Raw genomic sequence first — 25,810 nt, 5'->3', positions numbered from 1 at the left:
GGGAAACCAGAGATCCGGCAGCGTTAGCTTATAGTCGCCCTCACAACCATCTTGAGAATTATGACGCCCCGCCCCCCTCGCCTGTCGCGGTCGCGCGCTGTAGTGTGACCACGTCGCAGACGCCGTTCTGAATGTCGAAAAACGGCGACGGGGACAGATCAACAGCCGCTAAGAAAAACATGCACAGCAGAGGAATCAATCATGCCCGAAGTTACCATCGTCTATTGGCGTGATATTCCTGCGCAGGTCATCGTCGGCAAAGGCCGTCGCGGGTCCAAGCGTCCGCTGCCCGAACGGTTCGAACAGGCCATCGACCGTGCCGCGATGAAAATCGGCGCGGATGACAGCGATGCCTATCTGGCCGAATGGCGCAAGGCCGATCCCTATACGGTCGACGGCGAAGCCGACGCCGTGGCCGATGCAGAGGTCGCGCGCATCGACGCAGAGTTCGACCGTGACCGCATCAAGACGCTGATTGCCAATGACGGCTGGGCCTGACCGCTCGTTGCCGGTGCAAAAGTTGATCCCTTCATGAAAGAAATGCTCATGTCCCTTTTGAACTTCCGGCGCAAAGAAGCCCCCGTGTCCGATCTGCCTACCCCCGAGGTCGCGGATTTTTTGCGCGACTACTCGATCGAGGTGATGCCCCGCACGGCGGAAAAGGTCGAAGACTTCCGCGATCTGCTGCCCGAGGGGACACGGGTCTATATCGCGCATATCGATGGCACCCCGATCGAAGACATGGTCGCCACCGCCGCGCGGCTCAATGCGGACGGCTATAAGGTCATGCCGCATTTTCCCGCCCGCATCATCAAGGATCGTGCCACGCTGGAAAACTGGATCGCCATGTATCAGGGCGAGGCTGACGTACGCCAAGCCTTGCTGCTGGCCGGTGGCGTCACGACGCCCCACGGCGATTTCAGCGACTCCATGCAGTTGATGGACACCGGATTGTTCGACAAACACGGGTTTGAACGGCTGCACATCGCGGGCCACCCCGAGGGCAACCGCGACATCGACACCGATGGATCACGTCTACGGGTGGATGATGCGCTGCGCTGGAAGCAGGGTTTCTCCGAACGGACGGACGCGAAGATGGCCATCGCCACACAATTCGCATTCGAGGCACAGCCGATCATCGAATGGGCCGATAGCCTGAAACACGCGGGCATCGACCTGCCGATCCACATCGGCATTGCAGGCCCCGCCAAGCTGCAAACCCTGATCAAATTCGCCATCGCCTGCGGGGTCGGCCCTTCGCTGAAGGTGCTGCAAAAGCGCGCGATGGATGTCACCAAACTGCTGTTGCCCTACGAGCCGACAGATGTGATCACCGAACTGGCCGCCCACAAGGCCGCCAACCCAGATTTCAACATTACCCATGTGCATTTCTTCCCGCTGGGTGGGATCAAGACGAATGCCAATTGGGCCATTGAAAATGGCGGACCCGCTGCTCAACCAGCCAACTCCGTCTAAGGAAAGACTGAACACCATGACCAGAACTGTCGTCGAATCCAAAACAAAAACAGCGATCATCGGCTTTGACGAGCCCTTCTGCGTGATCGGGGAACGTATCAACCCCACCGGCCGCAAGATCCTCGCCGAAGAGCTGGAGCGTGGCGATTTCAGCCGCGTCGAGGCGGATGCCATTGCGCAAGCCGCGGCGGGCGCGAATATTCTGGACGTGAACTCGGGTGCCGTTTTCTCGAACAAGATGGCCGAAGACGCCCGCTATGCGGATAATAACTTTGTCGAACCGATGCTGATGCCCGAACTGATCCGCGTCGTGCAAAACGTCGTCGACATCCCGCTGTGCATCGACAGCTCGGTCCCCGGTGCGCTGGAAGCGGGTCTTGAGGCCTGCGAGGGCCGCCCGCTGCTGAACTCGGTCACCGGCGAGGAAGAGCGGCTGGAGCTCGTGCTGCCACTGGTCAAGAAATACAACGTGCCGGTGGTTGCGATCTCGAACGACGACACGGGCATTTCCGAAGATCCCGACGTGCGTTTCGACGTTGCCAAGAAGATCGTAGAACGCGCTGCCGACTTCGGTATTCCGGCCCATGATATCGTGGTCGACCCGCTGGTCATGCCCATCGGCGCAATGGCGACGGCGGGGCATCAGGTCTTTACCCTTGTGCGCCGTCTGCGCGAGGAACTGGGCGTGAACACGACCTGTGGTGCCTCCAACATCAGTTTTGGCCTGCCCAACCGTCACGGCATCAACAACGCTTTCCTGCCGATGGCAATGGGCGCTGGCATGACCTCGGCGATCATGAACCCGATCACTCTGCCAGTGAACCAGACCAAGATTGCCGAGAAGAAGGCCGAACTGGTGACGGCGGGCATCATCCTGCCGGACGAGATCGACGACGAGACCTTTGTGACGCTCTTCGGGATGGGGTCGACCAAACCCACCCCCGGCAAAGAGATGGAGGCGATCCGCGCCGCCAACTTCCTGTTCGACCGCGACCCTCACGGCACCGAATGGATCAAGTTCAACAAGGTCGCGCCCAAGGCCGGTCAAGAGGGGCGTGGTCGCGCCGGCCGCAAGGGTGGCCGCCGCCGGTAATGGGGATTCTCCCTACCCCCAAGGTCAAAATCCCCGCAAACCACGGTTTTGCGGGGATTTCTTTTGCGTTCAGGCCAGTGTTTAACCCGTCCAGCGCTTGACCCCACATCCCACACACGCATGATCAAGGCGCAAAGCTATACTATGCCTTGTATTGTCTTTGACACAGAACGACGGCCCCGAACGCACAGGCCTACTGTCTAACTTCTGTCAAAGTTTCAACACATCCGTATGCCTAGATTGCTTTGCAAAGACACAGCCCGTGGGTGAATTGATGACAACGTGCTTTGAAGGTGTAGCTATGCAGCCCGTGTTCTGGGCTGCCGCAAGCGTGAGCGCTGTCGCCGCGGTCGTTATGGTCTGCATGCTGAAATATCAGCACTTCCACGGCAAGCGGTTCTACGGCCTGACCTTCATCGCCATGATCTGGACCCTGATCACCGTCGGGGCCGAAGCCTCCACCCCGTCCTTTGCCTGCCAGTTTGACATGGCCGTCGTCGCATGGCTGGGCAATGCGCTGGTACCTGTGGCGTGGTGCTTCTTTGTCTTCGCCTATGTGCATCAGGCCGAATGGCTGTCGAAAAAGCGTGTGGTGGCCGCGCTGGTGCTGGTGCCCGTGGGCTGCTTTGTTTTTGCCGCGACAAACGCGATGCACCAGCTGGTCTATACCGCCGAGACTGCCATCCTGCCCGGTGACCGGCAGATCACCTATATCCACGGGCCGGGGTTCTTTGCGATAACGGTGCTGCTATACAGCTTTGTCGCCGCGACCTTCTATGCGCTGATCAAGGCCTTCGCCCGTTCGCGCCGCTCTGCCTGGCCGCTGCTGACGATGCTGGCGGTGGTCACGATCACCCCGTTGACCGCCAATGCGTCTTATGTGCTGTTCGGCTTTACCGTCTTCGGGCTGGACCCGACGGCCTTTATGTTCACCGTCGGTATCCTGGCCTTTACCTTCATGCTGCTAACGAACAAGACGATGGACATGGCGTCGATTGGACAGTCGATCCTGTTCAATACGACCAGCGAACCGGTGATCCTGATCGACAACAACCGCCGTGTCGCGCTGATGAACTCTGCCGCGAAACGCAGCGGGTTGTGCAACCTGTCGGAAGCCGAAGCTAACGCCCTGTTGGCCAAGATCGACACCCGCAGCCCCCGCACGACGGACGCTTCCCTGACCATCGAACAGCGCATCTATGACCCCCGTATTCAGGAAATCGAAAGCCCGTTGGACCCGAACGGCGCCATTCTGGGGTGGAGCATCACGCTGGTCGATATCACCGACCGTATCGTCATCACCCGCGCCCTTGAAGACGCGCTGCTGCGCGCCGACGAAGCCAACCGCGCCAAGGATGAATTTATCTCTGTCGTCAGCCACGAGCTGCGCACGCCGCTTACCTCGCTCAAGGGCGGGTTGGCGCTGGCGCTTAGCGGGCGTTTGGGCGAGATCGATGCGCGCATCCGCTCCCCCCTCGAAATTGCGCAGCGCAACGGGATGCGTCTGTCCCGTCTGGTCGATAACATCCTGTTGGCGCAAAAGATCGACGTAGACGCGCTGTCGCTTGACGCGCTGCCGGTCGATCTGGGGGCGCTACTGAAAGAAAGCCTGGAAGAGAACAAGATGTTCGCCGCCGAGCAGAAGATCGACCTCGTGCTGCCGAAAGGCGATCAAACCGCGACGATCACCGGTGACGCCTTTGCCCTCCGCCAGATCATCGACAACCTCGTGTCCAACGCCATCAAATTCTCCGAACAAGGCAGCACCGTTGAAGGCAGCCTTTCCATCCGCAACGGCCATGTGCGCCTGTCGATCAAGGACAGCGGCCGCGGCATCCCCGACGGGATGGAGGGGCAGGTCTTTGGCCGCTTTGAACAGGTCAAGAACGGCGGGCAATATGCGACACAGGGGTCCGGTCTGGGGCTCCATATCTCGCAACAGCTGGCCCGGCAGATGTCGGGAAAATTGTTCTACGACAGCGTAGTCGGCGAAGGCACGACCTTCCACATGGAATTCACGACCGTCGCCGCACAGCAACCAGCCGTGATCCTGTCAGCCGCTGACAACACGGACGACACCCCTACCCCCGCCAGCACAGGCGACACGCCAGAAGCCGTGCAGGCCTGAGGGCGAAGCCCAACATAAACATATCTGGATCAAGGGAAGATGGCGGACCCTACAGGATTCGAACCTGTGGCCTCTGCCTTCGGAGGGCAGCGCTCTATCCAGCTGAGCTAAGGGTCCATCTAGGGGCGGTATAGCCAGACTACCCGCCCCCTGCAATTACAAAATCAGCCTTGGGTCACGCAAACAAATCATGCGCCAGTTCAAGCGCCTCGATCAGCGTTTCGATCTCGGCATTGGTGTTGTACATCCCGAAGGACGCGCGGCAGGTGGCGGTCTGGCCCAGATGCTGCATCAGCGGCCCGCAACAATGCTGACCCGCACGTACCGCCACGCCCTTTTTATCAAGAATGGTAGAGATATCATGCGCATGCGCCGCCCCGTCCAGCGTAAAGCTAAAGATCGCGGCCTTGTCCGGCGTGGTGCCCTGCACCTGCACCCAGTTCAGCCCCGACAGGCGCGACACGGCATAATCGCGCAAGGATGCCTCATGGGCGGCAATATTCTGCATCCCGATGTTCATCATATAGTCCAGCGCCACGCCCATGCCGATGGTCTGCACGATGCCGGGAGTGCCCGCCTCGAACTTCATCGGGGCATCGTTATAGGTGATGCCGTCTTTGGTGACCTCGCGGATCATATCGCCGCCACCCAGAAACGGGCGCATCTCGGCCATGCGATCGGGGTTGATATAGATCGCGCCGGACCCCGAGGGCCCATAAAGCTTGTGACCGGTGATCGCGTAGAAATCGCAGCCGATATCCTGCACGTCCACAGGCATGTGCACCGCGGCCTGCGACCCGTCAACCAAGACGGGCACACCTTTGGCATGAGCCCCTGCGGTGATCGCCTTGACGTCCACCACCGTGCCCAGAACATTCGACACCTGCGTCACGGCAATGAGCTTGGTCTTGGGGGTGATGGCGTCGATCACGGCTTGCGGATCAAGTGCGCCAGAGGCATCCACATCGACCCATTTGATCACAACACCCTGACGCTCGCGCAGGAAATGCCACGGCACGATATTGGCGTGATGCTCCATCACCGACAGGATGATCTCGTCCCCTGCCTGCAGGTTCGGCATGGCCCAACCGTAAGCGACCAGATTGATCCCTTCTGTCGTGCCGGAGGTAAAGACGATGTGATCCTCGTTTCCCGCATTCAGAAACCGCGCCACGGTGCCACGCACGGATTCATACTGATCGGTTGCCAGATTAGAAAGATAGTGCAAGCCGCGGTGAACATTGGAATATTCATGGCTGTACGAGCGGCTGATCGCATCAATCACGACCTGCGGCTTTTGGGCCGAGGCCCCATTGTCGAGATAGACCAGCGGCTTGCCGTTCACCTCGCGCGACAGGATCGGAAAGTCGCTGCGGATGGCGTTTACGTCATACATCAAGAAGCACTCCTTGGGCGGCAACGCCCACGATAGAGAGAAGCAGGCTAAGCCCCAGAACGATGGCCGCCATAGAAATCAGCAAAACGCCGACAGCCTTGCCCAGTCCGGTAAAGTTAAAGGCGGCGGCGACGAAGTTGACCAATATCCAAAGCCCGATAAGGCCCGTCGCCAAGGATGCCAGCACCGACACCCCCGGAGAGATGAACATCAGCAGGAAAATCGCCACCTGCGCGATGATGCGCAGGATCTGCAAGAACACCACCAGTGCCAGCACATCGCCAAGGTCGCCTTCGCCCCCAAGCGCACGCCCGGCCCAGTAAAGCCCGTGGGTCGTGATCACCAGGACGCCCGAGAGCAGGACAAACATCGCCAGCGGGCTGGTAAAGAACGCAGGCATCGCGGGCGTCGGTTGCAGCACCAGACTGACCGAGAAGATCAACGTATTGATCGCAGCCGCCAGCGCCAGCGCGGTCCACAGCACGTCCCGCCCCAGCTGCCACCCCATGATCTGGTTCGCGGCAGCACGCGGGTCGCGCAGGCTAAGCACGACCAGCTCGGTCAGAACCGATCTTGTATCAGGGGCATTCATGAGCGTGTCCGATATGCGACCAGCAACCCGCTGATCCAGAACCATAAAAACACGCAAAGCCAGACCAGCCCGACGATGCGCAATTCGATCCCTTCGCCGACGAACCCCGCCGTCAGCCCGTGCAACAGCACAAGCGGGCTGGACGCCAGCAAGGCCCAGAACAGCGCCAGACGCGTGCTATAGCCGCTGGGGCGGCCGCGCATCACCCTAAGGATGATCTGCGTCCCCGCCGCCAGCATGTAGAAAATCAACGGCGCGATGAACAGCCATGCCAGCAGAGTCGCCCCCAACAGCATGTCAAGCTCTGTGCCGTTGACATGGGCTTCGCGGGCCAGACGCGGGGTCTGGGCCACGAAAAAGATGAGACACGCGACCATCAGATAGACCAGGTTGCGATCCTCCCGCGGGCCCTGCCCCAACAACCGCCGCACGACGGCGGCGGGGTTGCGGTAGCTGGCCACGATATCGCGTGTCGCCGCCATCAGGCTGCGTGCCGCTCAAGCCACGCGGCAAGCCGTGCGGTGATCTCTTCGCGCAGGGTCTCGTCCTCGATCTCTTCCACGGCCTCGGCCAGGAAGGACAAGGTCAGCAGATCCGTCGCAACGTTATGCGGCACACCGCGCGAGCGTAGATAGAACAGCGCGTCCTCATCGATCGCCCCCGAAGTGGAGCCGTGCGAACAGGCCACGTCATCGGCGTAGATCTCAAGCTCTGGCTTGGCGAGGAACTGGCTGTCTTCGTCCAGCAGCAACGACTGGCTGATCTGGTAGCCATCGGTCTTTTGCGCGTCGGCATTGACCAGGATCTTCCCTTGGAACACACCGGTCGCCCCGTTGCGCAGTACCTTCTTGAACACCTGACGGCTTTCGCAGTTCACCGCGTCATGGGTGATGAACACCGTGTCGTCGTGGTGGAAATCCCCCCCGTCGCCCACACAGGCCCCCGCCACATGGGCGGCAGCATCGTCACCCGTCAGCTCGATCACGCAATCGTTGCGCGTCATCACGCCATTGGCGGTCAGGGTAAAGGATTTAAACGCGGATTCAGTCCCCAAACGGGTAAAAATATGCGTCGCGGCACGTTGTTCGTGATCGCGGCCTTGGGCGCGCACATGGTGGAAAGACGCGTTATCCGCGACTTCAACCTCAAGCACGCCGTTAAAGCGCGCGGCGACGGGGCCGTTCTCCAGCAGCGTGAATTCAGCGCCGGCGTCCAGCTTGACGACGTGGTGCAGCATGACATCCGCTGTCTCGGAGGTCCGGCGATAGACGATATTCACCGGCTTCGAAACTTTGTCCGTCACATGGATCAGCACACCATCTGCAGCAAAGGCCGTGTTCAGCGCCGCCAGGGGCCGTGCCACAGGCGTCTGGCCGTTCTTTTCCAACGTCCCATAAAGATCACGCGCCCAATGCAGGTCGGCATCCGCTTGGGCCAGCCGTTCGATGGTGATGCCCTCAAGCGCCAGATCGTCCGACGCATCGGCATCGAACACACCGTCGACGAACACCAGCTTCAGCCGGTCGATCTGATCAAACAGGGCCACGTCTTCCGACGCGCGCACCGCGGCAGAGACCGCCTGCGGCTGGGTCAGCGTATCGGGGCGGGTGTATTTCCAGTATTCGTCACGACGCTCGGGCAGACCTGCCTGTTGCAGACGGGACAACGCATCCTTGCGTGCCGCATCGGACCAGCCCCCTTGGGGCAGGTCCAACGTGGCGATCAACGCCTCGGTCGGGGTTTGTTGTGTCGCTGCTTCGGCCATTACGCCACCTCGGACAGGATGTCGGCATACCCGTTGTTCTCGACTTCCAGCGCCAGCTCGGGGCCGCCGGTCTTGATGATGCGGCCATCAGCCATGATGTGCACCACATCGGGTTTGATGTGGTCCAGCAGACGCTGGTAGTGGGTGATCACAAGGAAACCACGGCCTTCGGTGCGCAGCGCGTTCACGCCATCAGCGACCAGTTTCATCGCATCGACGTCCAGACCGGAATCCGTTTCGTCGAGGATGCACATTTTCGGCTCAAGCATCGCCATCTGCAAGATCTCGTTACGCTTCTTCTCACCACCCGAGAAGCCCATGTTCACGGGGCGCTTCAGCATGTCGGCGTCGATCTTCAGCTCTTTGGCGCGGGCACGCACAACCTTGAGGAATTCCGCGGCAGACATCTCTTCTTCGCCACGGGCCTTGCGCTGCGCATTCACAGCGGTGCGCAGGAAAGTCATGTTGCCAACGCCGGGGATTTCAACGGGGTACTGAAAGGCGAGGAACAGGCCAGCGGCGGCACGCTCTTCCGGCTCAAGGTCCAGCAAGTCGATGTCACCCAGATGGGCGGAGCCTTCGGTGACCTCGTAGCCGTCTTTGCCGGACAGCACATAGGACAGCGTGGATTTACCGGACCCGTTCGGCCCCATGATCGCGTGAACCTTACCGGCTTCGACTTCCAGATCGACACCCTTCAGGATTTGCTTGTCTTCTTCTTCCAGTTTGACCTTCAGGCCTTTGATGCTCAGCATGATGGGTTCCTTTTCTTGCGCTTTGGCGCTGCAATGACAGTGAATTGAGTGAATGAAAACCCCGTCGCGGGGCCGTCATCGGTGTAAGATTTCATGCCGCCCTCCCCGCCTGTAAGGCTTTGGGAAAACGGTCATAAAGAGCGGTGCGGCAGGCATCTATGCCCGCCTGATAGGAAAGCGGTGACAGCGGGTCGGGCAGAACCGCCGTCGGGATGTCCTCGACGTTGATCGGGGCCCGCAGAGGCCGGCCGACCGAGGCCGCGTAATCCAGATATTTCAAGCGCGACTGCCCGATCGGGGCCAGCCAGCTGTTGGGCACGCCGTAGGCATCGGCCACGATCAACCCGTGCAAGGAAGACGCAAACACGTGATCACAGGCGGCAATCGCCGCGCAGACATCCTGCGCTTGCCCGCGCGGGTCAATCAGCTGATACCGCGCGTCACTGGCGATCAGAGCCTGCAACACAGGGTCCTCCACCAGCGAATGATGCGGCACGATGCCGATCTTGCCATTGGGCGCGCGATCCTGCGGCCACACGGCGTTGATCAACAGACCGGGATCACCGAACTCCGACAGTTCCAACCCCAGCAGCGCGGCAGTGATCGGCCCACGGACCAGGGCGATATCGACGTGATCGACAAACCCCGTCCCCTGCACCGGATGCAACAGGCCCGCCCCCCAGATCACCGGGCGGTGATCCTGCGGCTCGCTAAAGTTGCGCTTAACCACCTGCAAAAGCGACCCGATCGCCCAGACTTCCGCCTTGCGCACACCGGCATGCTCCACAGGCCGGCCCGCGACATGGGCGAGCACCACAGGGCTGATGGTGTCCCCGAAATTCGGGACCGCCTTCCACCAGTGCAGGCGCAAGGGAGTGGTGTCCGCCGATGCCTGCATCAGAGCGCTGCGCCTTTGGTCCCTACGGTGATCATTCGCCATCCCCCTTGCGCAGCACCAACAGGGCCACACGGATCGCAGCGTAGATCATCGCAAAGATCAGCATCTGGAAGAACGTGTTCTCGAAGGCGACGAGCGTCAGCCCGCCCCCGCGAAACAGCGCCATCAGCACCCAGAAAACGAGCGCGGCAATGGTCACGTCCCATGTCAGCTTGCGCATCATCGTGATTACCCCACGGACCCTTCAAGCGAGATCGCAACCAGCGCTTGTGCTTCCATCGCGAACTCCATCGGCAGCGCCTGAAGCACGTCTTTACAGAAGCCGTTCACGACCAGGGCAACCGCCTCTTCCTCGTCCATGCCGCGCGAACGGCAGTAGAACAGCTGATCGTCGTCTACTTTGGAGGTGGTCGCCTCATGCTCCACCCGGCTGCTGTTATTCTTGACCTCGATGTAAGGCACCGTGTGGGCCCCGCATTTGTCGCCGATCAACAAGCTGTCGCACTGGGTATAATTGCGCGATTCCTTGGCTTTGGGGTGCATGGTCACCAAGCCGCGATAGGTGTTCTGCGCCTTGCCCGCCGAAATCCCCTTGGACACGATGCGCGATTTGGTGCGCTTGCCCAGGTGGATCATCTTGGTGCCGGTGTCGGCCTGCTGCATGTTGTTGGCGATGGCGATGGAATAGAACTCACCCTGGCTGTCGTCGCCGCGCAGAATGCAAGAGGGGTATTTCCACGTCACGGCAGAGCCGGTTTCGACCTGCGTCCACATCACCTTGGCACGGTCGCCACGGCAGTCTGCACGCTTGGTTACAAAGTTGTAGATCCCGCCCTTGCCGTCTTCATCACCGGGGTACCAGTTCTGAACGGTCGAGTATTTCACCTCGGCGTCTTCCTCGATGATGATTTCAACCACCGCGGCGTGCAGCTGGCTCTCGTCGCGCTGCGGCGCGGTACAGCCTTCAAGGTAGGACACATAGGACCCCTTGTCGGCAATGATCAGCGTGCGTTCAAACTGGCCGGTGTTTTCCGCGTTGATACGGAAATAGGTCGACAGCTCCATCGGGCAGCGCACGCCCGGTGGCACATACACGAACGACCCATCGGAAAAGACGGCCGAGTTCAGCGTCGCATAGAAGTTGTCATTCACCGGCACGACCGAACCAAGGTATTTCTTGACCAACTCGGGGTGTTTGCGGATCGCCTCGGAGATAGAGCAGAAGATCACGCCCGCCTTTTTCAGCTCGTCCTGGAAGGTGGTGCCGACCGAAACAGAGTCAAAAACCGCATCCACAGCCACCTTGCGGGGCTCGTCGCCAATCTTCTCTGCGCCTTCGACGCCTGCCAGAATCGCCTGCTCTTTCAACGGGATACCCAGCTTCTTGTAGGTCTCCAGCAGCTTGGGATCGACGTCATCCAGGCTCTTGGGCTTTTCCGCCATCGATTTCGGACGCGCATAGTAATACTGCTGTTGAAAGTCGATTTCCGGATAGTCGACCATCGCCCAGTTCGGCTCTTTCTTGGTCAGCCAGCGTTCATAGGCGGCCAGACGCCATTCCAGCATCCACTCGGGTTCTTCGTTCTTCTCCGAGATCAGCTTGACGATATCGGCGTTCAGACCCAAGGGGGCATAGTCCATCTCGATATCTGTGGACCACCCGTATTTATAGGCACCGCCGACTTCGCGCACGGCATCCACGGTTTCCTGATCAACGCCCTCTTTAACGCCGGTGTTCGGGTCGTCCTTGACCAAAGTGCTATCCATGCTTTTCATCCTTCAACTGGCGGTGCGCATCAAGCGGCCCGCGCCTCGTGTTTCTTCAATTTCGCGGTCCAGGCGTCGGCAAAACGCAAGACCTGTTCTTCTGTGGTGTCCGGCCCAAGCGATACGCGCACGGCACAGGATGCCTCAGCGTCGTCAAACCCCATCGCCGTCAACACCCGGCTTGTCGCCACCTTACCGCTAGAGCACGCAGACCCCGCGCTGATCGCAAAGCCCGCAAGGTCCATCTGCATCACCTGCGTCTCACCGCGCCACCCGGGCGTGATAAAGCAAGAGGTGTTCGGCAAACGCGCCACGTCTTTCCCAACAAAAATAGTCTTCTTTGACGCAGCCTCAAGAGCCTTCTCTAGAACATTTCTAAGTTCTGCAACCCGTTCCCATAAGCCATCCGCCAAATCCTGGGCTGCGGCAGCACACGCAGCCCCAAAACCGGCGATGCCGATAACGTTTTCTGTCCCCGCACGACGGCCCAATTCCTGCCCGCCCCCGCGCAACATCGGCTGCATCAATCCGGGCGTATATCCCGGCCCCGCGATCAGCGCACCGATGCCCTTGGGGCCGCCCAACTTATGCGCCGAGACAGCCAATGACGCATGACGACCCACATCCGAACGCCAGCGCCCCAGATCCGACAACTTGCCCGCCGCTTGCACCGCGTCACGGAACACGCTTGAGGGCGACGCGCCCAAACGCGCCAGCTCGGCCAACAGGCTTTCCGGCTGCAACACCCCTGTCTCGCTATTGGCACGTTGCAAAAACAGTGTTTTGCCCGCCAAGGCTCCGTCCGGCAGCGCGTTCAAATCCACGTGACCATTGCGACCCACAGGCAATTGTTCGGCCTCCGGGCACCAGATGCGCACGGCTTCATGCTCGATCGGTGCGCCGGTCACATTGCCCGCGTCCTGCACCACCCCCGCAATCGCCTCGGTGGCACCGCTGGTAAAAATCACTTCCGACACATCGCAGCCGACCAACGCAGCCACCTGCCCGCGTGCCTTTTCAACCATCATCTTGGCCGCACGCCCTTCGGCATGGACGCTGGACGGGTTGCCTGCCACATCCATCGCCGCCAGCATGGCCGCGCGCGCCTCTGCCCGCAGGGGCGTGGTCGCGTTATGATCAAGGTATACTCTCACATCAGCTTCCAAATGGTCCTAAATCCCAGGGAGTGTGAGGGACAGCGTCCCTCATTCCGCATCCGCCTCGTCCACGATGGCAAAGAGGTTCGGCACCGCCGGACAGGGGGCAAGCTCGTTCGCGACAACATCCGACAGCCGCGTCTGGTGCAGAAAGACATAGACCTGTGCGCTCAGCCCCTCCCACAAACGGTTGGTCAGCGACTGCGCCCGGCTGCCCGATGACCCGCCAGAGGCACCGGCCCCCACATGCATCGCATCGACCTTCTCGTCGACCGCCGCCAGAATATCGACAACGCGAATGTCCGACGCGGGCCGCCCCAAGCGGTAGCCGCCGCCCGGACCACGCACCGACGACACCAGATCGGCCCGGCGTAGCTTGACGAAAAGCTGCTCTAGGTACGGCAGGGAAATGGACTGGCGCGTCGCGATATCGCCCAGATTGACCAGACGATCCGCAGGCTGAAGCGCTATATCGGCCAACGCGACCATCGCATACCGCCCCTTGGTTGACAGCTTCATCGCAGTGCTCCCTTCCCCATAAGCGCCTGTTTGATTGACGACGACGCCTGAAATGCCTAAACGCAAAGTCTGACCCCCAGAAACGGGGATCACACAAGTTAGAACCGTTCTAAACTGCCCTAGCGAATTCGTCAACTATTCCGCTGCACTTAGAACCCCAAGCAGGGACGCTCATGCCCGAGGTTATTTTTCCCGGACCCGAAGGCCGCCTCGAAGGCCGCTACCATCCACAAAAAGAACGCGACGCACCCATCGCCATTCTGCTCCACCCGCATCCACAATTCGGCGGGACGATGAACCATAAGGTCGTGTATAATATGCACTATGCCTTCTACAATATGGGTTTCACCGTTCTGCGCTTCAATTTCCGCGGCGTGGGCCGGAGCCAGGGTGAATACGATCAGGGGGTTGGTGAACTCTCCGATGCGGCCTCGGCGCTGGATTACCTGCAATCGATGAACAACAACTCCAAGCATTGCTGGGTTGCCGGTTTCTCGTTTGGCGCATGGATCGGGATGCAGCTGCTGATGCGCCGCCCCGAGATCACGGGCTTCATCTCTGTCGCACCACCCGCGAATATGTATGACTTCAGCTTCTTGGCACCCTGCCCAGCCTCCGGTCTGGTGATCAACGGGACCGCTGACCGTGTGGCACCACCCGCAGATACCGTGAACCTCGTGAACAAGTTGCACGAGCAGAAAGGCATCACCATCACCCACCAAGAGATCGAGGGGGCCGGCCACTTCTTTGAAGAGCCGCATATGGAGACGCTGATCACCTCTACCACAGACTACGTGAAGCGCCGCCTGACGGAGACAACCCGGTAATGGCGGATCCGACAGTCGTCGAACTGGCCAACCAAATGGCCGAAGAATGTCTGGCGGTCCAACGCGAAACCGGACAGGAGCGGCTTTTTATGGAAGTCGCTGCTGTTCTGGGCGCGTCGTCGCAGACGATGGAAGAAGCCTTTGTCACGGCGATCCGCACGCGGCTTGCCGCCGCACAGGGGCGTGACTTTATGGCCAAGGCGCTTGCCGCGCACCGTGCAAAGGAAAGCTGACGTATGACCACCAGACTTGAGCAGCAGATCGCCTTTCTGAACGAAGCGGACAAGCTCAAGTCGGTCACACGCGGGACGTTGCTTTGCGATGCGTCGCGGGCCGAAAACTCGGCTGAACATAGCTGGCACCTGACGCTTTATGCGCTGGTGCTGGCGGATCAGGCGGGCCCCGATGTCGACATCACCCGCGTGATCAAGATGCTGATCCTGCATGATCTGGTAGAGATTGACGCAGGCGACAACCCGATCTTTGGCAGCTACGACACTGCCGATATGGAAGCGCAGGAACAGCTTGCCGCTGATCGTATTTTTGGCATCCTTCCCAACGACTTGCGCGATGATCTTCGCGCGACCTGGGAAGAGTTTGAAGCCAATGAGACCCCCACAGCCCGCTTTGCGAAATCGCTGGACCGGTTCCAGCCCCCGATGCAGAACCTCGCGGCGGGCGGCGGCAGCTGGGTTGAATACAACGTGACCGAAGCGCAATTCGTGGAAAAAGTGGGCCGCAAAATCCAGACCGGCGCGCCAGGGCTTTGGGAGTTTGCCCGCGCCCGTGTCTCTGCATGGTTTGCCGCACGGGGCTAACCGCCCGCCCCCTCTATCCATCATCCCCCACCACGCGTGTCACACGCCTGTCGCAGCGTGATGATATGGGCTAAGCCGCGCAACTCTTTTCAGTATACCATTGCATACCGACTATGCATTCACGCCTGAATAGGCTATGCGGGTGTCAGTATCATTTCAAAGGACCGCAGATGATGACCAAGATCAAAGTGGAAAACCCGATCGTTGAGCTCGACGGTGATGAGATGACCCGCATCATGTGGGATTTCATTAAGAAAAAGCTGATCCTTCCCTATCTCGATGTGGATCTGAAGTATTACGATCTGGGGATGGAGGTCCGCGACGAGACCAACGACCAGATCACCATAGACGCGGCCCACGCGATCAAGGAATACGGCGTTGGCGTCAAATGCGCGACCATCACCCCTGACGAGGCTCGGGTCGAGGAATTCGGCCTGAAAGAGATGTGGCGCTCCCCTAACGGGACGATCCGTAACATTCTGGGCGGCGTGATTTTCCGTCAGCCGATCATCTGCAAGAACGTCCCCCGCCTTGTGCCCGGTTGGACCAAGCCGATTGTCGTGGGCCGTCATGCCTATGGCGACCAGTATAAAGCGACCGATTTCAAATTTCCCGGCAAGGGCAAGCTGACCCTGAAATTCGTCGGCGAAGACGGGACAGAGATTGAGCGCGAGCTTTTCGACGCCCCCGACGCCGGTGTCGTGATGGGGATGTACAACCTTGATAAATCCATCATCGACTTCGCCCGCGCCTCGCTGAACTACGGTTTGAACCTTGGCTGGCCAGTGTATCTGAGCACCAAGAACACAATCCTCAAGCAGTATGACGGTCGCTTCCTTGAGCTGTTCCAGCACATCTACGAGACCGAGTTCGAAGATAAATTCAAAGCGGCGGGCATTACCTATGAACACCGTCTGATCGACGACATGGTCGCCTGCGCGATGAAGTGGAACGGCGGCTATGTCTGGGCCTGCAAGAACTATGACGGCGACGTGCAGTCAGACACCGTTGCGCAGGGGTTCGGCTCGCTCGGGTTGATGACATCCGTGCTGATGACCCCCGATGGCCAGACGGTCGAGGCTGAAGCCGCCCACGGCACGGTCACCCGCCACTATCGTCAACACCAGAAGGGCGAGGAAACCTCGACCAACTCCATCGCGTCGATCTACGCATGGACCGGCGGGCTGAAGCACCGCGGCAAGCTGGATGGCAACGCCGAGCTGACACGCTTTGCCGAAACGCTCGAGAAAACCGTGGTGGATACCGTGGAATCGGGTTTCATGACCAAGGACCTCGCGCTGCTGGTCGGCCCCGACCAAGGCTGGCTGACCACAATGGGCTTCCTTGAAAAGGTGGACGAAAACCTGAACAAGGCGCTTGGCGCGCAGTAAGCCGAATGCTTAAAATAAGGGCCATCGTCACCGGGTGGCCCTTTTTCTGTGCACGATCCCCCGCGTGACGTGATGTCATGAGGAAAAATATTATTCTGCACTGCAGCACCCCTAGACAGGTCAACATAGCTGCCCTATCTGGGCGATATGACATATGCTGACCCCCTCCACCATTCTTCGCTAGATGATGTTCAAGGCCTCAGCCTTGGGGTCTTTCTCTGCGGTATCGGAATTTTCGTGCTGACCTCTGCCGGTCTGATCACCGGACAGACGGCGGGCTTGGCGGTGATCATCGCCTATCTGACAGGCTATTCCTTTGGCACGGTCTTCTTCCTGATCAACCTGCCGTTCTACTTCCTTGCGTATAAACGGCTTGGGGCCGAGTTCACGATCAAGTCGCTGATTTCCGTAACCATGCTGTCGGTCGTGACCGAATTCCTGCCCTATGGTTTCGCGATCCAGTCGCTCAGCCCTGCCCTCGCGGCGGTGATCTTTGGCGCGCTGGTGGGTCTGGGGCTGCTGGCGATGTTCCGGCACAACGGGTCGCTTGGCGGCCTTGGGGTGGTGGCACTGCTGGTGCAGGACACCACGGGGTTCAAAGCCGGATGGGTCCAGCTGATCACCGACGCCGTGATCTTTTCGGTCGCATTGTTCCTGTTTCCAGCCTCTGTCGTGGGCTATTCGCTGCTTGGGGCACTGGTGCTGAACCTGATCATCACCTTCAACCACCGCCGCGACCGCTATATCGCGACCTGATCCGCAGGCGTATAGCACCCAGCACCGCTCTTGACACCGGCCCGTGACCGCCGCAGGACTGGTCCGGAAAGCAGCAACGGGGGCGTCAGGATATGCATTACTTTTGGTTGATGATCGCGATCCTGACAGAGACGTTGGGCACCAGCGCTTTGCAAGCCTCGCAACAGTTTACGCGGCTTTGGCCCTCCGTCGGCGTCGTCGTCTGCTATGCGATTTCCTTTTACCTGATGGGGCTGACGCTCAAGGTGATGCCCGTGGGGATCGTCTATGCAATCTGGTCGGGCCTTGGCATCGTCTGCATCGCGGGCATCGGCTATATCGTGTTCGGACAAAAGCTCGACCTCGCCGCCGTGGTGGGCCTGTCGATGATCATCGGCGGCGTGCTGGTCATCCACCTGTTTTCCCACAGTGCCACCCACTGACGCGCGCTTTCTCGGAACCTGCCGCTGCTTTTAGGCGTTAGCGTGTAACGCAACGACCGAAAGCGCCGCATGTTAGACTCACTAAGCTCCGTTTGGGGCACCCTCCCCGACCCTTTGCGCAATCAGCTAGAAGGCTACGCCATCGGGTTCTGGAGCGTCCTGCCGCAGCTTATCCTGTCGATCGTTTTCCTGTGTTTTCTCTGGGCCATCATCCGCATCGTTCAGGCCGTCGTGCCCGGTGCCCTGCGCCGCGCCCATATGCGGCGGTCGCTTGTCGACGTGATCATGATGCTGATCGTGGTGGGCATGTGGCTCTTCGGGGTGCTGATCGCGGTGACCATCGCCTTTCCCACAATCACCCCCGGCAAGGCGCTGACCGCCCTGGGTGTGGGCGGTGTCGCCATCGGTTTCGCTTTCAAGGATGTGTTCGAAAACTTCCTTGCCGGTATCTTGCTGCTGATCCGCGAGCCCTTCGCGGTGGAGGATTACATCGAATGCGAAGGGTTCGAGGGTCAGGTCGAAGAGATTACGATCCGCGATACCCATGTGCGCCAGACCGACGGGCAGCTTGTGGTCGCCCCGAACGCGATGTTCTTCAAGAACCCCGTCACCATCCGTACTGCCCGCGATGTGCGCCGGACCACGGTGATCTGCGGCGTGGCCTACGGCGAGGATGTGGATGCCGCGCGCGACGTGATCGCCAATGCGGTGCGCGGTGTGGATGCGGTACGCGACGACGTGCGCGACGTCGAGATTTTTGCGCAGGAATTCGCGGATAGCGCAATCAACTTCGAGGTCACATGGTGGACCGGCTCGCGCCCCATCGACATCCGCAGCAGCCGTGACAAAGTCGTGGCCGCCGTCAAACGCGCGCTGGATGATGCGGGCATCGAGATCCCCTTCCCCTATCGCACGCTGACCTTTAATGAACCGCTGCCCATCGACGACCGCCGCGACAGCACAGAAGACACAGGCACCGGCGGCTAATCGCCTTTAGGGCTAGCTTTCTGATGCCGGGCACGGTAAGCGCTGCGCAAATGCTGCGGTGCGAGAGCGTGCGCGGCCCCCTCCCGTATCAAAGGCATACCCCAATGGACATGCGTAACATCGCAATCATCGCTCACGTTGACCACGGCAAAACGACGCTGGTTGACGAGCTTCTGAAACAATCCGGCACCTACCGCGAAAACCAGGCCACAACCGAACGCGCGATGGACAGCAACGATCTGGAGCGCGAGCGCGGCATCACGATTTTTGCCAAGCCGACCTCGGTCGTCTGGAACAACACACGCATCAACATCGTCGACACGCCCGGCCACGCCGACTTTGGCGGCGAGGTGGAACGCATCCTGTCGATGGTCGACGGTGTTGTCCTGCTGGTCGACGCGGCTGAAGGCCCGATGCCCCAGACCAAATTCGTGACCTCCAAAGCGCTGAAGCTAGGCCTGCGCCCGATCGTCGTGCTGAATAAGGTCGACAAGACCGACGCCGAGCCTGACCGCGCGCTTGACGAATGCTTCGACCTTTTCGCCAGCCTTGACGCGACCGACGAACAGCTTGAATTCCCGCATATGTACGCCTCTGGCCGCTCCGGCTGGGCCGATGCAGAGCTGGACGGCCCGCGCAAAGACCTTAGCGCGCTGTTCGAGCTTGTGCTCAAGCATGTGCCTGCGCCCAAGCAGATCGAAAACGCCGACAAGCCCTTCACCATGCTGGCAACCACATTGGGCGGTGACCCCTTCCTGGGCCGTCTGCTAACCGGTCGCGTGGAAACAGGCACGCTGAAAGCCGGCCAAAGCATCAAGGCGATGTCGCGCGACGGCAAATTGATTGAAAACTTCCGCTGCACCAAGATCCTCGCCTTCCGCGGGCTAGAGCAGACAGCCATCGACGTGGCCGAAGCAGGTGACATCGTTTCCATCGCCGGTATGTCCAAGGCAACCGTGGCCGACACGCTGGCCGATACATCGGTGAACGAAGCCATCCCTGCCCAGCCGATCGATCCGCCCACCATCACCGTGACATTCGGCATCAACGACAGCCCGCTGGCCGGTCGTGACGGCAAGAAAGTCCAGTCCCGCGTGATCCGCGAGCGCCTGATGAAGGAAGCCGAATCCAACGTCGCGATCAAAATCTCCGATACCCCCGGCGGCGACGCCTTCGAGGTTGCCGGTCGTGGCGAATTGCAAATGGGCGTTCTGATCGAGAACATGCGCCGCGAAGGGTTCGAGCTTTCGATCTCGCGCCCGCAGGTTCTGTTCCAGGAGATCGACGGTGTGCGTCACGAGCCCATCGAAGAAGCCACCATCGACGTGGATGACGAATACTCCGGCGCGGTCATCGAAAAGATCACTGGCACCCGTAAGGGCGAGTTGGTTGAAATGAAACCTGCCGGCGCCGGCAAAACCCGCATCATCGCCCATGTCCCGTCGCGCGGGCTGATCGGGTACCACGGTGAATTCCTGACCGACACACGCGGCACAGGCGTCATTAACCGCGTGTTCCATTCCTGGGCACCGCACAAAGGAACGATTCCCGGCCGTCGCGCGGGCGTCCTGATCTCGATGGAGAACGGCACCTCGGTGGCCTTCGCCCTGTGGAACCTTGAAGAACGCGGCAAGATGATGATCGGCGCACAGGCTGACGTCTATACCGGCATGATCATCGGCGAACACAGCCGTGAAAACGATCTTGAGGTAAACCCGCTAAAGGGCAAAAAGCTGACCAACGTCCGCGCCTCGGGCACCGACGAGGCCGTCCGTCTGACCACGCCCATGACCCTGAGCCTGGAAGAAGCCATCGCCTATATCGATGACGACGAGCTGGTTGAAGTCACGCCAAACGCAGTCCGTCTGCGCAAGCGCTATCTGGACCCGCACGAGCGGAAACGGATGGCAAAGTCGGCGTAAACAAAGCGACGCTGGACCGGGGCTTTGCCCCGGACCCCAGGATTTTATACCATTTGGAAAGCGGGGCTGGTTTTGCCCTGCTTTTTTTATGTCTGGTGATGTGTGGGGGGAGGTTTGATGGGGTCAGCGGCCTTGCTTGGCCGCTGATAAGAGCTTGGGTGCGGGCTTGGCCAGCTGGGCTTAGCCGTCGATCTCTACGACCATCAGTTCGCGTTCTGACGCGTCTTTGGCGTGGCTCAGCGCCTCTTGGTAGGCGTCGGAGTTGTAGCAATCGACCGCATCCTCGACAGAGGCGAAACGGGCCACAACATTGCGCGGGCGTTCCTTGCCTTCAAGCTGCACGAAGCGGCCACCACGGGCCAGAAAGCTGCCCCCATGCGCCGCGATGGCGGGGCCAGCGAGTTTGGCGTATTTACCGTAGGCGTCCTCGTCAGTAACCGTGACATGTGCAATCCACAAAGCGGGCATCGTTTATCCTTTCAGAACATTTTCGGCTGCGGCAATCGCGGCCTCGGCATTTGCGACATCTTTGGCACCGCCTTGGGCCATTTCAGGACGGCCACCGCCACCCTTGCCGCCCAGTTCGGCAACGACTGTCTTGACGATATCAACCGCCGAGATCGTGGCGGCCAGATCGGCGGTGACACCCGCCGCGACCGCTGCCTTGCCGTCGGCATCAGCGATCAGCAGCACCGCACCGGACCCGAGCTTGGCCTTATGTTCATCGATCAGCGCGGGAAGATCCTTGCCGGTCACACCGTTGACCACCTGCGCGATGAACTTGATCCCGTTCAACTCGCGCGGGGCCGCGGCACCGGCATCGCTACCGCCCGACATGGCCAGCTCGCGGCGCAGCTGAGCGACCTCATTCGCCAAGGCGCGGCGTTCGTCCAGCAGGGCACGGACGCGATCGGGCACATCCGCAGTCGAGGTCTTGAGCTCTGCCGCGACGCGGGTCAACGCGGTTTCCTGCGTGCGCAGCCACTTGAGGGCTTCGGTGCCGGTCAGCGCCTCGATCCGGCGGATGCCCGAACTGCTGGAGCTATCGCCCAATAGCACAAAGGCCCCGATGTCGCCGGTCTGGCGGACGTGGGTACCACCGCAGAGTTCCAGCGAATAGGTCTGCTTGTCCGCGCCCTTGCCCGAACCGGCCTCGCGGCCCATTGAAACAACCCGCACCTCGTCGCCATACTTCTCGCCAAAGAGCGCCTGCGCCCCCATCTCGCGCGCGTCATCCGGGGTCATGATCCGGGTTTCCACGGCGGTGTTCTGGCGGATGTAGCTGTTCACCTCTTCCTCGACCGCGGCCAGTTGGTCGGCCGTCATCGGGTGGTTATGGCTATAATCAAAACGCAAACGATCCGCCGCATTCAAAGAGCCACGCTGCATCACGTGATCCCCCAAGGTATTGCGCAGCGCCTCGTTCAGCAGGTGTGTGGCAGAGTGGTTCGCACGGATCGATGTCCGGCGCGCGTGGTCCACATCCAAGACCGCGGCCTGAGAGGTCTTGACTGTGCCCTCCGTCACCTCGCCGATATGGATGAAAACGCCCGCGGTCTTGCGCGTGTCGGTCACCGTGACCACGCCACTGTCGGTTTTGATCGTGCCGGTGTCCCCGACCTGACCGCCGCTTTCGGCATAAAACGGTGTCTGGTTCAGCGCGATCTGAACGGCGTCGCCCTGTTTCACCTCGGCCACCTGCGCACCGTCCTGGATCAGCGCAACGATCTGCCCCTCGGCGGTTTCGGTATCATAGCCCAGAAAATCGGTGGTGCCGGATTTTTCGGCCACATCGAACCAAACGGTCGCATCCGCCGCTTCGCCCGAACCGGACCATGCGGCACGCGCCTTGGCCTTTTGCGCATCCATCGCGGCGTTGAAGCCTTCAAGGTCAACCTTGCGGTCCTGTTCGCGCAAGGCATCTTGGGTCAGATCGACCGGGAAGCCATAGGTGTCATAGAGTTTGAACGCGGCCTCGCCCGGCAGATCGGCACCGGCGGGCAGGCCCTTGAGTTCGTCATCCAGCAGCTTCAGACCGCGGTCCAACGTTTGTTTGAAGCGCGTTTCTTCCAGCAGCAGTGTCTCTGTAATCAGTGACTGCGCCTGCCCCAGCTCGGGGTAGGCCCCGCCCATCTGACGCACCAGTTCGGGCACAAGGCGGTGCATCAACGGGTCCTTCAACCCCAGCAAATGCGCGTGACGCATGGCCCGGCGCATGATCCGCCGCAGCACATAACCCCGCCCGTCGTTCGACGGCATCACCCCGTCCGCGATTAGGAAGGAGGTCGACCGCAGGTGGTCGGCGATCACGCGGTGGTGCGTCTTGCCCGGACCATCCGGATCGGTGCTGGAGGCATGGGCGCTCGCTTCGATCAGGTTGCGCATCAGGTCGGTGGCATAGTTGTCGTTCGTGCCCTGCAGCAGCGCCGCGACCCGCTCGATCCCCATGCCCGTGTCGATCGATTGGTTCGGCAGTGCGGTGCGGCTGCCATCCTCGAACTGTTCATACTGCATGAAAACGAGGTTCCAGATCTCGACAAACCGGTCGCCGTCTTCCTCTGGCGATCCGGGAGGGCCGCCCCAGATATGATCCCCGTGGTCGTAAAAAATCTCGGAGCATGGGCCGCAAGGGCCGGTCGGCCCCATCATCCAGAAGTTGTCATCTGTCGCGATGCGAATAATCCGGTCGTCCGGCAGCCCGGCGACTTTCTTCCAGATGTCCGCAGCCTCGTCGTCGGTATGGTAAACGGTCACGTAAAGACGGTTGGGATCAATGCCCAGTTCTTTGGTAATCAGCTCCCATGAAAAGGCGATGGCCTCGGCCTTGAAATAGTCGCCAAAGCTGAAATTCCCCAGCATTTCAAAGAAGGTATGGTGGCGCGCCGTATAGCCCACATTGTCAAGGTCATTATGTTTGCCCCCGGCGCGCACGCATTTCTGCGCTGTTGTCGCACGCGAATAATCGCGGGTTTCAACGCCGGTAAACAGGTTTTTGAACTGCACCATGCCGGAGTTCGCGAACATCAGCGTGGGGTCGTTTCGCGGCACCAGCGGGCTGGACGGCTGGATCGAGTGACCCTGCTTTTCAAAATAACCAAGGAAGGTTGATCGGATATCGTTGAGCGTCTTCATATGCGGGGCCTTTCGAGGGGCAAAAACAATTACCTTCGAATACCCTCGCGACAGAGCACTGTCCACAGGCAGCCCCCATGAAAAAAGGCGCGCCCTGGGGGCACGCCTTTTCTAACCACTTGCGGTGCAAGCCTTTACGCTTCGAGGATATCCGCGTCGTCGCTGTCGGAGCCGTCGAAGTCCAGCCCATGGGCCGCGCGGATTTTATCTTCGATCTCATTTGCCATGGCGGTGTTTTCTTTCAGGAAGGTCTTGGCGTTTTCACGCCCCTGCCCGATCCGTTCATCGCCATAGCTAAACCACGATCCCGATTTATCAACCACGCCAGCCTTCACCCCAAGATCCAGCAGCTCGCCCATCTTGGAGATCCCTTCCCCATACATAATGTCGAATTCGACCTGCTTGAACGGTGCGGCCACCTTGTTCTTGACGATCTTGACCCGTGTGGCGTTGCCGACCACCTCGTCACGATCCTTGAGCGCGCCAATGCGGCGGATGTCCAGACGGACGGAAGAATAGAATTTCAGCGCGTTCCCACCGGTCGTCGTTTCGGGCGACCCGAACATAACGCCGATTTTCATCCGGATCTGGTTGATGAAAATCACCATGCAGTTCGACCGCGAGATCGAGCCTGTCAGTTTCCGCATTGCCTGGCTCATCAGACGGGCCTGCACCCCGACAGAGCTGTCGCCCATATCGCCTTCCAACTCGGACTTTGGTGTGAGCGCCGCGACGGAGTCGACCACCACCATATTCACAGCACCGGAGCGGACCAACGTATCCGTAATTTCAAGCGCTTGTTCGCCGGTGTCAGGCTGGGAAATCAGCAGCTCGTCGATATCAACGCCCAGTTTGCGCGCGTATTGCGGGTCAAGCGCGTGTTCCGCGTCAACAAAGGCACAAACGCCGCCGTTTTTCTGCTGCTCCGCAACACAATGCAGAGTCAATGTGGTCTTACCCGAGGATTCCGGGCCATAAATCTCGATGATCCGCCCCATGGGCAGACCGCCGATACCAAGCGCGATATCCAGCCCCAACGAACCGGTCGAGCTTGCCTTGATGTCCTGAATGGCCCCCTCGGCCCCCAGCTTCATGATCGACCCTTTGCCGAACTGGCGTTCAATCTGTGCCAGCGCGCTGTCCAGGGCCTTTTGCTTCTCAGCTTGTTTCTTGTTGTCCATAGTCAAAAGATCTGCCGTTGCCATAATAGGTTATCCTCTTACTGTCACAGTGGTCTGCAAGCCGCAATCATCATGCCCCGACCATCTTGATGTTCTTTCTATGTTCCATATGAGATCAAAATGAGAACATTACAATGTATTTGTTTGCCCTTTCATCTATTTATTGAACTGATTAACATTCGGTTGATACGCGAAAATTACTATTCGACTGACGAAAGGTTTTCTTTCAAGTGCTTGTTTTCTTTAAGGAACGCCTTGCGTTTTTGTCGGTTCCAAAAACCGGAACGACAGCCTATGAAACCGCTTTGGCCCCCCGGGCGGATATGGTCATTTCCGAACCGCCCATGCTGAAACATGCGCCGGTCTATCGCTACAACCGGTTTATTCGCCCGATGTTTCTGAAAGTCTGCGACACGGAGCTTGAATTGATGGCCGTCATGCGCGAGCCGATCAGTTGGCTGGGCAGTTGGTATCGTTATCGCCAGCGGCCCTTTATGCAAGGCAAGCCCAATGCCACCTTTGATGTGAGTTTTGATGAATTCATTCTTGCCTATATGAAGGGGAAAAAACCAGGATTTGCCGACGTGGGCAGCCAGCTGAACTTTATGGCGGCGCAACCGAACGGAACGGGCATAACCCATTATTTTCGATACGAGAATCAGGATCGGTTAAAAGATTTTCTTGAACAAAGGCTCGACGTGACGCTTGATCTGAAACAAGAAAATGTGTCCCCCCAAATGGACCTGCATCTTTCCCCGGAGATAGAGCAACGTTTCAAACGCAAATTCGCAGATGAATTCGCGCTTTACGACTCGATCGAGTAGCGAC

Annotated in this window: 26 protein-coding genes and 1 tRNA gene; 13 read left to right on the top strand and 14 right to left on the bottom strand. The window is 59.7% G+C overall.

What is annotated here, in order from left to right; all coding sequences use genetic code 11:
- Positions 1-201 precede the first annotated feature (201 nt).
- The 4 genes from AB1495_RS12995 (at position 202) to AB1495_RS12980 (ending at position 4,697) form a co-directional block, all read left to right on the top strand.
- On the top strand, positions 202-498 hold the full coding sequence (locus tag AB1495_RS12995) for a virulence factor (protein ID WP_064215753.1): 297 nt from the start codon (positions 202-204) through the stop codon (positions 496-498).
- 48 nt (positions 499-546) lie between these two features.
- Entirely contained in the window at positions 547-1,476 is a 930-nt protein-coding gene (locus AB1495_RS12990) for a 5,10-methylenetetrahydrofolate reductase (RefSeq protein ID WP_074635201.1), read from the top strand.
- A 16-nt stretch (positions 1,477-1,492) separates the two neighbouring features.
- A complete protein-coding gene (locus AB1495_RS12985; protein WP_074635009.1) occupies positions 1,493-2,569 on the top strand; it encodes a dihydropteroate synthase in 1,077 nt (358 codons plus the stop codon).
- A gap of 301 nt (positions 2,570-2,870) precedes the next feature.
- The gene (locus AB1495_RS12980; RefSeq protein WP_074635010.1) at positions 2,871-4,697 is read left to right on the top strand and encodes a histidine kinase N-terminal 7TM domain-containing protein; all 1,827 of its coding nucleotides are present in this window, start codon (positions 2,871-2,873) and stop codon (positions 4,695-4,697) included.
- Between the two features lie 40 nt (positions 4,698-4,737).
- Here the strand turns inward: AB1495_RS12980 and AB1495_RS12975 are convergent.
- The 11 genes from AB1495_RS12975 to AB1495_RS12925 all read right to left on the bottom strand — a co-directional run bounded on the left by AB1495_RS12975 (position 4,738) and on the right by AB1495_RS12925 (position 13,546).
- Positions 4,738-4,814 (bottom strand) — tRNA-Arg (locus AB1495_RS12975).
- Positions 4,815-4,872: 58 nt separating this feature from the next.
- Positions 4,873-6,093, bottom strand: coding sequence for a cysteine desulfurase (locus AB1495_RS12970; RefSeq protein ID WP_074635011.1), 1,221 nt, complete (start codon positions 6,091-6,093; stop codon positions 4,873-4,875).
- On the bottom strand, positions 6,086-6,685 hold the full coding sequence (locus tag AB1495_RS12965; protein WP_074635012.1) for a Yip1 family protein: 600 nt from the start codon (positions 6,683-6,685) through the stop codon (positions 6,086-6,088). The genes AB1495_RS12970 and AB1495_RS12965 overlap by 8 nt, the downstream gene beginning before the upstream one ends.
- The gene (locus AB1495_RS12960) at positions 6,682-7,167 is read right to left on the bottom strand and encodes a hypothetical protein (RefSeq protein WP_005853239.1); all 486 of its coding nucleotides are present in this window, start codon (positions 7,165-7,167) and stop codon (positions 6,682-6,684) included. Before AB1495_RS12960 ends, AB1495_RS12965 begins: the two co-directional genes overlap by 4 nt.
- Entirely contained in the window at positions 7,167-8,450 is a 1,284-nt protein-coding gene (gene sufD, locus AB1495_RS12955; protein ID WP_074635013.1) for a Fe-S cluster assembly protein SufD, read from the bottom strand. The genes AB1495_RS12960 and sufD overlap by 1 nt, the downstream gene beginning before the upstream one ends.
- On the bottom strand, positions 8,450-9,205 hold the full coding sequence (gene sufC / locus AB1495_RS12950; protein ID WP_005853235.1) for a Fe-S cluster assembly ATPase SufC: 756 nt from the start codon (positions 9,203-9,205) through the stop codon (positions 8,450-8,452). The genes sufD and sufC overlap by 1 nt, the downstream gene beginning before the upstream one ends.
- A 91-nt stretch (positions 9,206-9,296) precedes the next feature.
- Positions 9,297-10,103: a polysaccharide pyruvyl transferase family protein gene (locus AB1495_RS12945; protein ID WP_074635014.1), complete on the bottom strand. Its 807-nt coding sequence runs from the start codon at positions 10,101-10,103 to the stop codon at positions 9,297-9,299.
- A gap of 31 nt (positions 10,104-10,134) precedes the next feature.
- Positions 10,135-10,326, bottom strand: a complete 192-nt coding sequence (locus tag AB1495_RS12940; protein WP_005853232.1) for a hypothetical protein — start codon at positions 10,324-10,326, stop codon at positions 10,135-10,137.
- A 5-nt stretch (positions 10,327-10,331) separates the two neighbouring features.
- Entirely contained in the window at positions 10,332-11,870 is a 1,539-nt protein-coding gene (gene sufB / locus AB1495_RS12935; protein WP_139283776.1) for a Fe-S cluster assembly protein SufB, read from the bottom strand.
- 29 nt (positions 11,871-11,899) lie between these two features.
- Positions 11,900-13,024, bottom strand: a complete 1,125-nt coding sequence (locus tag AB1495_RS12930; protein ID WP_074635202.1) for a cysteine desulfurase family protein — start codon at positions 13,022-13,024, stop codon at positions 11,900-11,902.
- Between the two features lie 51 nt (positions 13,025-13,075).
- A complete protein-coding gene (locus tag AB1495_RS12925; RefSeq protein ID WP_005853226.1) occupies positions 13,076-13,546 on the bottom strand; it encodes an Rrf2 family transcriptional regulator in 471 nt (156 codons plus the stop codon).
- Positions 13,547-13,719: 173 nt separating this feature from the next.
- Between AB1495_RS12925 and AB1495_RS12920 the strand changes: the two genes are divergently transcribed.
- The 8 genes from AB1495_RS12920 (at position 13,720) to typA (ending at position 20,669) form a co-directional block, all read left to right on the top strand.
- Complete coding sequence (locus AB1495_RS12920; protein ID WP_005853224.1) at positions 13,720-14,373, top strand: alpha/beta hydrolase; 654 nt, start codon at positions 13,720-13,722, stop codon at positions 14,371-14,373.
- On the top strand, positions 14,373-14,606 hold the full coding sequence (locus AB1495_RS12915; protein ID WP_005853222.1) for a hypothetical protein: 234 nt from the start codon (positions 14,373-14,375) through the stop codon (positions 14,604-14,606). Before AB1495_RS12920 ends, AB1495_RS12915 begins: the two co-directional genes overlap by 1 nt.
- 3 nt (positions 14,607-14,609) lie before the next feature.
- The gene (locus tag AB1495_RS12910; protein WP_074635016.1) at positions 14,610-15,191 is read left to right on the top strand and encodes an HD family hydrolase; all 582 of its coding nucleotides are present in this window, start codon (positions 14,610-14,612) and stop codon (positions 15,189-15,191) included.
- A gap of 173 nt (positions 15,192-15,364) precedes the next feature.
- Positions 15,365-16,582 (top strand): NADP-dependent isocitrate dehydrogenase, encoded by a 1,218-nt coding sequence (locus tag AB1495_RS12905; RefSeq protein WP_009826912.1) that lies wholly within the window; start codon positions 15,365-15,367, stop codon positions 16,580-16,582.
- Positions 16,583-16,729: 147 nt separating this feature from the next.
- Positions 16,730-17,338 (top strand): YitT family protein, encoded by a 609-nt coding sequence (locus AB1495_RS12900; protein WP_005853215.1) that lies wholly within the window; start codon positions 16,730-16,732, stop codon positions 17,336-17,338.
- Positions 17,339-17,430: 92 nt separating this feature from the next.
- On the top strand, positions 17,431-17,760 hold the full coding sequence (locus tag AB1495_RS12895) for a multidrug efflux SMR transporter (protein WP_005853213.1): 330 nt from the start codon (positions 17,431-17,433) through the stop codon (positions 17,758-17,760).
- A 114-nt stretch (positions 17,761-17,874) separates the two neighbouring features.
- Complete coding sequence (locus AB1495_RS12890) at positions 17,875-18,747, top strand: mechanosensitive ion channel family protein (protein ID WP_037944141.1); 873 nt, start codon at positions 17,875-17,877, stop codon at positions 18,745-18,747.
- Between the two features lie 104 nt (positions 18,748-18,851).
- On the top strand, positions 18,852-20,669 hold the full coding sequence (gene typA, locus AB1495_RS12885) for a translational GTPase TypA (RefSeq protein ID WP_074635017.1): 1,818 nt from the start codon (positions 18,852-18,854) through the stop codon (positions 20,667-20,669).
- Positions 20,670-20,849: 180 nt separating this feature from the next.
- On the opposite strand, the gene AB1495_RS12880 is transcribed toward typA, so the two are convergent.
- The 3 genes from AB1495_RS12880 to recA form a co-directional block, all read right to left on the bottom strand.
- Positions 20,850-21,137, bottom strand: coding sequence for a DUF1330 domain-containing protein (locus tag AB1495_RS12880; RefSeq protein ID WP_009826907.1), 288 nt, complete (start codon positions 21,135-21,137; stop codon positions 20,850-20,852).
- A 3-nt stretch (positions 21,138-21,140) separates the two neighbouring features.
- Positions 21,141-23,801, bottom strand: a complete 2,661-nt coding sequence (gene alaS / locus AB1495_RS12875; protein ID WP_074635018.1) for an alanine--tRNA ligase — start codon at positions 23,799-23,801, stop codon at positions 21,141-21,143.
- A 134-nt stretch (positions 23,802-23,935) separates the two neighbouring features.
- Complete coding sequence (gene recA, locus AB1495_RS12870; RefSeq protein ID WP_005853202.1) at positions 23,936-25,006, bottom strand: recombinase RecA; 1,071 nt, start codon at positions 25,004-25,006, stop codon at positions 23,936-23,938.
- 206 nt (positions 25,007-25,212) lie between these two features.
- Between recA and AB1495_RS12865 the strand changes: the two genes are divergently transcribed.
- A complete protein-coding gene (locus AB1495_RS12865) occupies positions 25,213-25,806 on the top strand; it encodes a gamma-glutamyl kinase (RefSeq protein WP_074635019.1) in 594 nt (197 codons plus the stop codon).
- Positions 25,807-25,810: the final 4 nt, after the last annotated feature.

This window comes from Sulfitobacter pontiacus (assembly GCF_040790665.1).
GTDB classification, from domain to species: domain Bacteria; phylum Pseudomonadota; class Alphaproteobacteria; order Rhodobacterales; family Rhodobacteraceae; genus Sulfitobacter; species Sulfitobacter pontiacus.
Note: the sequence above shows the minus strand (reverse complement) of the source record. Positions and strands in the feature narration are given on the sequence as shown.

Bases quoted from the DNA above. Each gene is read 5' to 3' on its own strand.
- AB1495_RS12995 (WP_064215753.1), top strand. From the start codon at position 202: ATGCCCGAAGTTACCATCGTCTATTGGCGTGATATTCCTGCGCAGGTC.
- AB1495_RS12990 (WP_074635201.1), top strand. From the start codon at position 547: ATGTCCCTTTTGAACTTCCGGCGCAAAGAAGCCCCCGTGTCCGATCTG.
- AB1495_RS12985 (WP_074635009.1), top strand. From the start codon at position 1,493: ATGACCAGAACTGTCGTCGAATCCAAAACAAAAACAGCGATCATCGGC.
- AB1495_RS12980 (WP_074635010.1), top strand. From the start codon at position 2,871: ATGCAGCCCGTGTTCTGGGCTGCCGCAAGCGTGAGCGCTGTCGCCGCG.
- AB1495_RS12970 (WP_074635011.1), bottom strand. From the start codon at position 6,093: ATGTATGACGTAAACGCCATCCGCAGCGACTTTCCGATCCTGTCGCGC.
- AB1495_RS12965 (WP_074635012.1), bottom strand. From the start codon at position 6,685: ATGAATGCCCCTGATACAAGATCGGTTCTGACCGAGCTGGTCGTGCTT.
- AB1495_RS12960 (WP_005853239.1), bottom strand. From the start codon at position 7,167: ATGGCGGCGACACGCGATATCGTGGCCAGCTACCGCAACCCCGCCGCC.
- sufD (WP_074635013.1), bottom strand. From the start codon at position 8,450: ATGGCCGAAGCAGCGACACAACAAACCCCGACCGAGGCGTTGATCGCC.
- sufC (WP_005853235.1), bottom strand. From the start codon at position 9,205: ATGCTGAGCATCAAAGGCCTGAAGGTCAAACTGGAAGAAGAAGACAAG.
- AB1495_RS12945 (WP_074635014.1), bottom strand. From the start codon at position 10,103: ATGCAGGCATCGGCGGACACCACTCCCTTGCGCCTGCACTGGTGGAAG.
- AB1495_RS12940 (WP_005853232.1), bottom strand. From the start codon at position 10,326: ATGATGCGCAAGCTGACATGGGACGTGACCATTGCCGCGCTCGTTTTC.
- sufB (WP_139283776.1), bottom strand. From the start codon at position 11,870: ATGGATAGCACTTTGGTCAAGGACGACCCGAACACCGGCGTTAAAGAG.
- AB1495_RS12925 (WP_005853226.1), bottom strand. From the start codon at position 13,546: ATGAAGCTGTCAACCAAGGGGCGGTATGCGATGGTCGCGTTGGCCGAT.
- AB1495_RS12920 (WP_005853224.1), top strand. From the start codon at position 13,720: ATGCCCGAGGTTATTTTTCCCGGACCCGAAGGCCGCCTCGAAGGCCGC.
- AB1495_RS12915 (WP_005853222.1), top strand. From the start codon at position 14,373: ATGGCGGATCCGACAGTCGTCGAACTGGCCAACCAAATGGCCGAAGAA.
- AB1495_RS12910 (WP_074635016.1), top strand. From the start codon at position 14,610: ATGACCACCAGACTTGAGCAGCAGATCGCCTTTCTGAACGAAGCGGAC.
- AB1495_RS12905 (WP_009826912.1), top strand. From the start codon at position 15,365: ATGACCAAGATCAAAGTGGAAAACCCGATCGTTGAGCTCGACGGTGAT.
- AB1495_RS12900 (WP_005853215.1), top strand. From the start codon at position 16,730: ATGACATATGCTGACCCCCTCCACCATTCTTCGCTAGATGATGTTCAA.
- AB1495_RS12895 (WP_005853213.1), top strand. From the start codon at position 17,431: ATGCATTACTTTTGGTTGATGATCGCGATCCTGACAGAGACGTTGGGC.
- typA (WP_074635017.1), top strand. From the start codon at position 18,852: ATGGACATGCGTAACATCGCAATCATCGCTCACGTTGACCACGGCAAA.
- AB1495_RS12880 (WP_009826907.1), bottom strand. From the start codon at position 21,137: ATGCCCGCTTTGTGGATTGCACATGTCACGGTTACTGACGAGGACGCC.
- alaS (WP_074635018.1), bottom strand. From the start codon at position 23,801: ATGAAGACGCTCAACGATATCCGATCAACCTTCCTTGGTTATTTTGAA.
- recA (WP_005853202.1), bottom strand. From the start codon at position 25,006: ATGGCAACGGCAGATCTTTTGACTATGGACAACAAGAAACAAGCTGAG.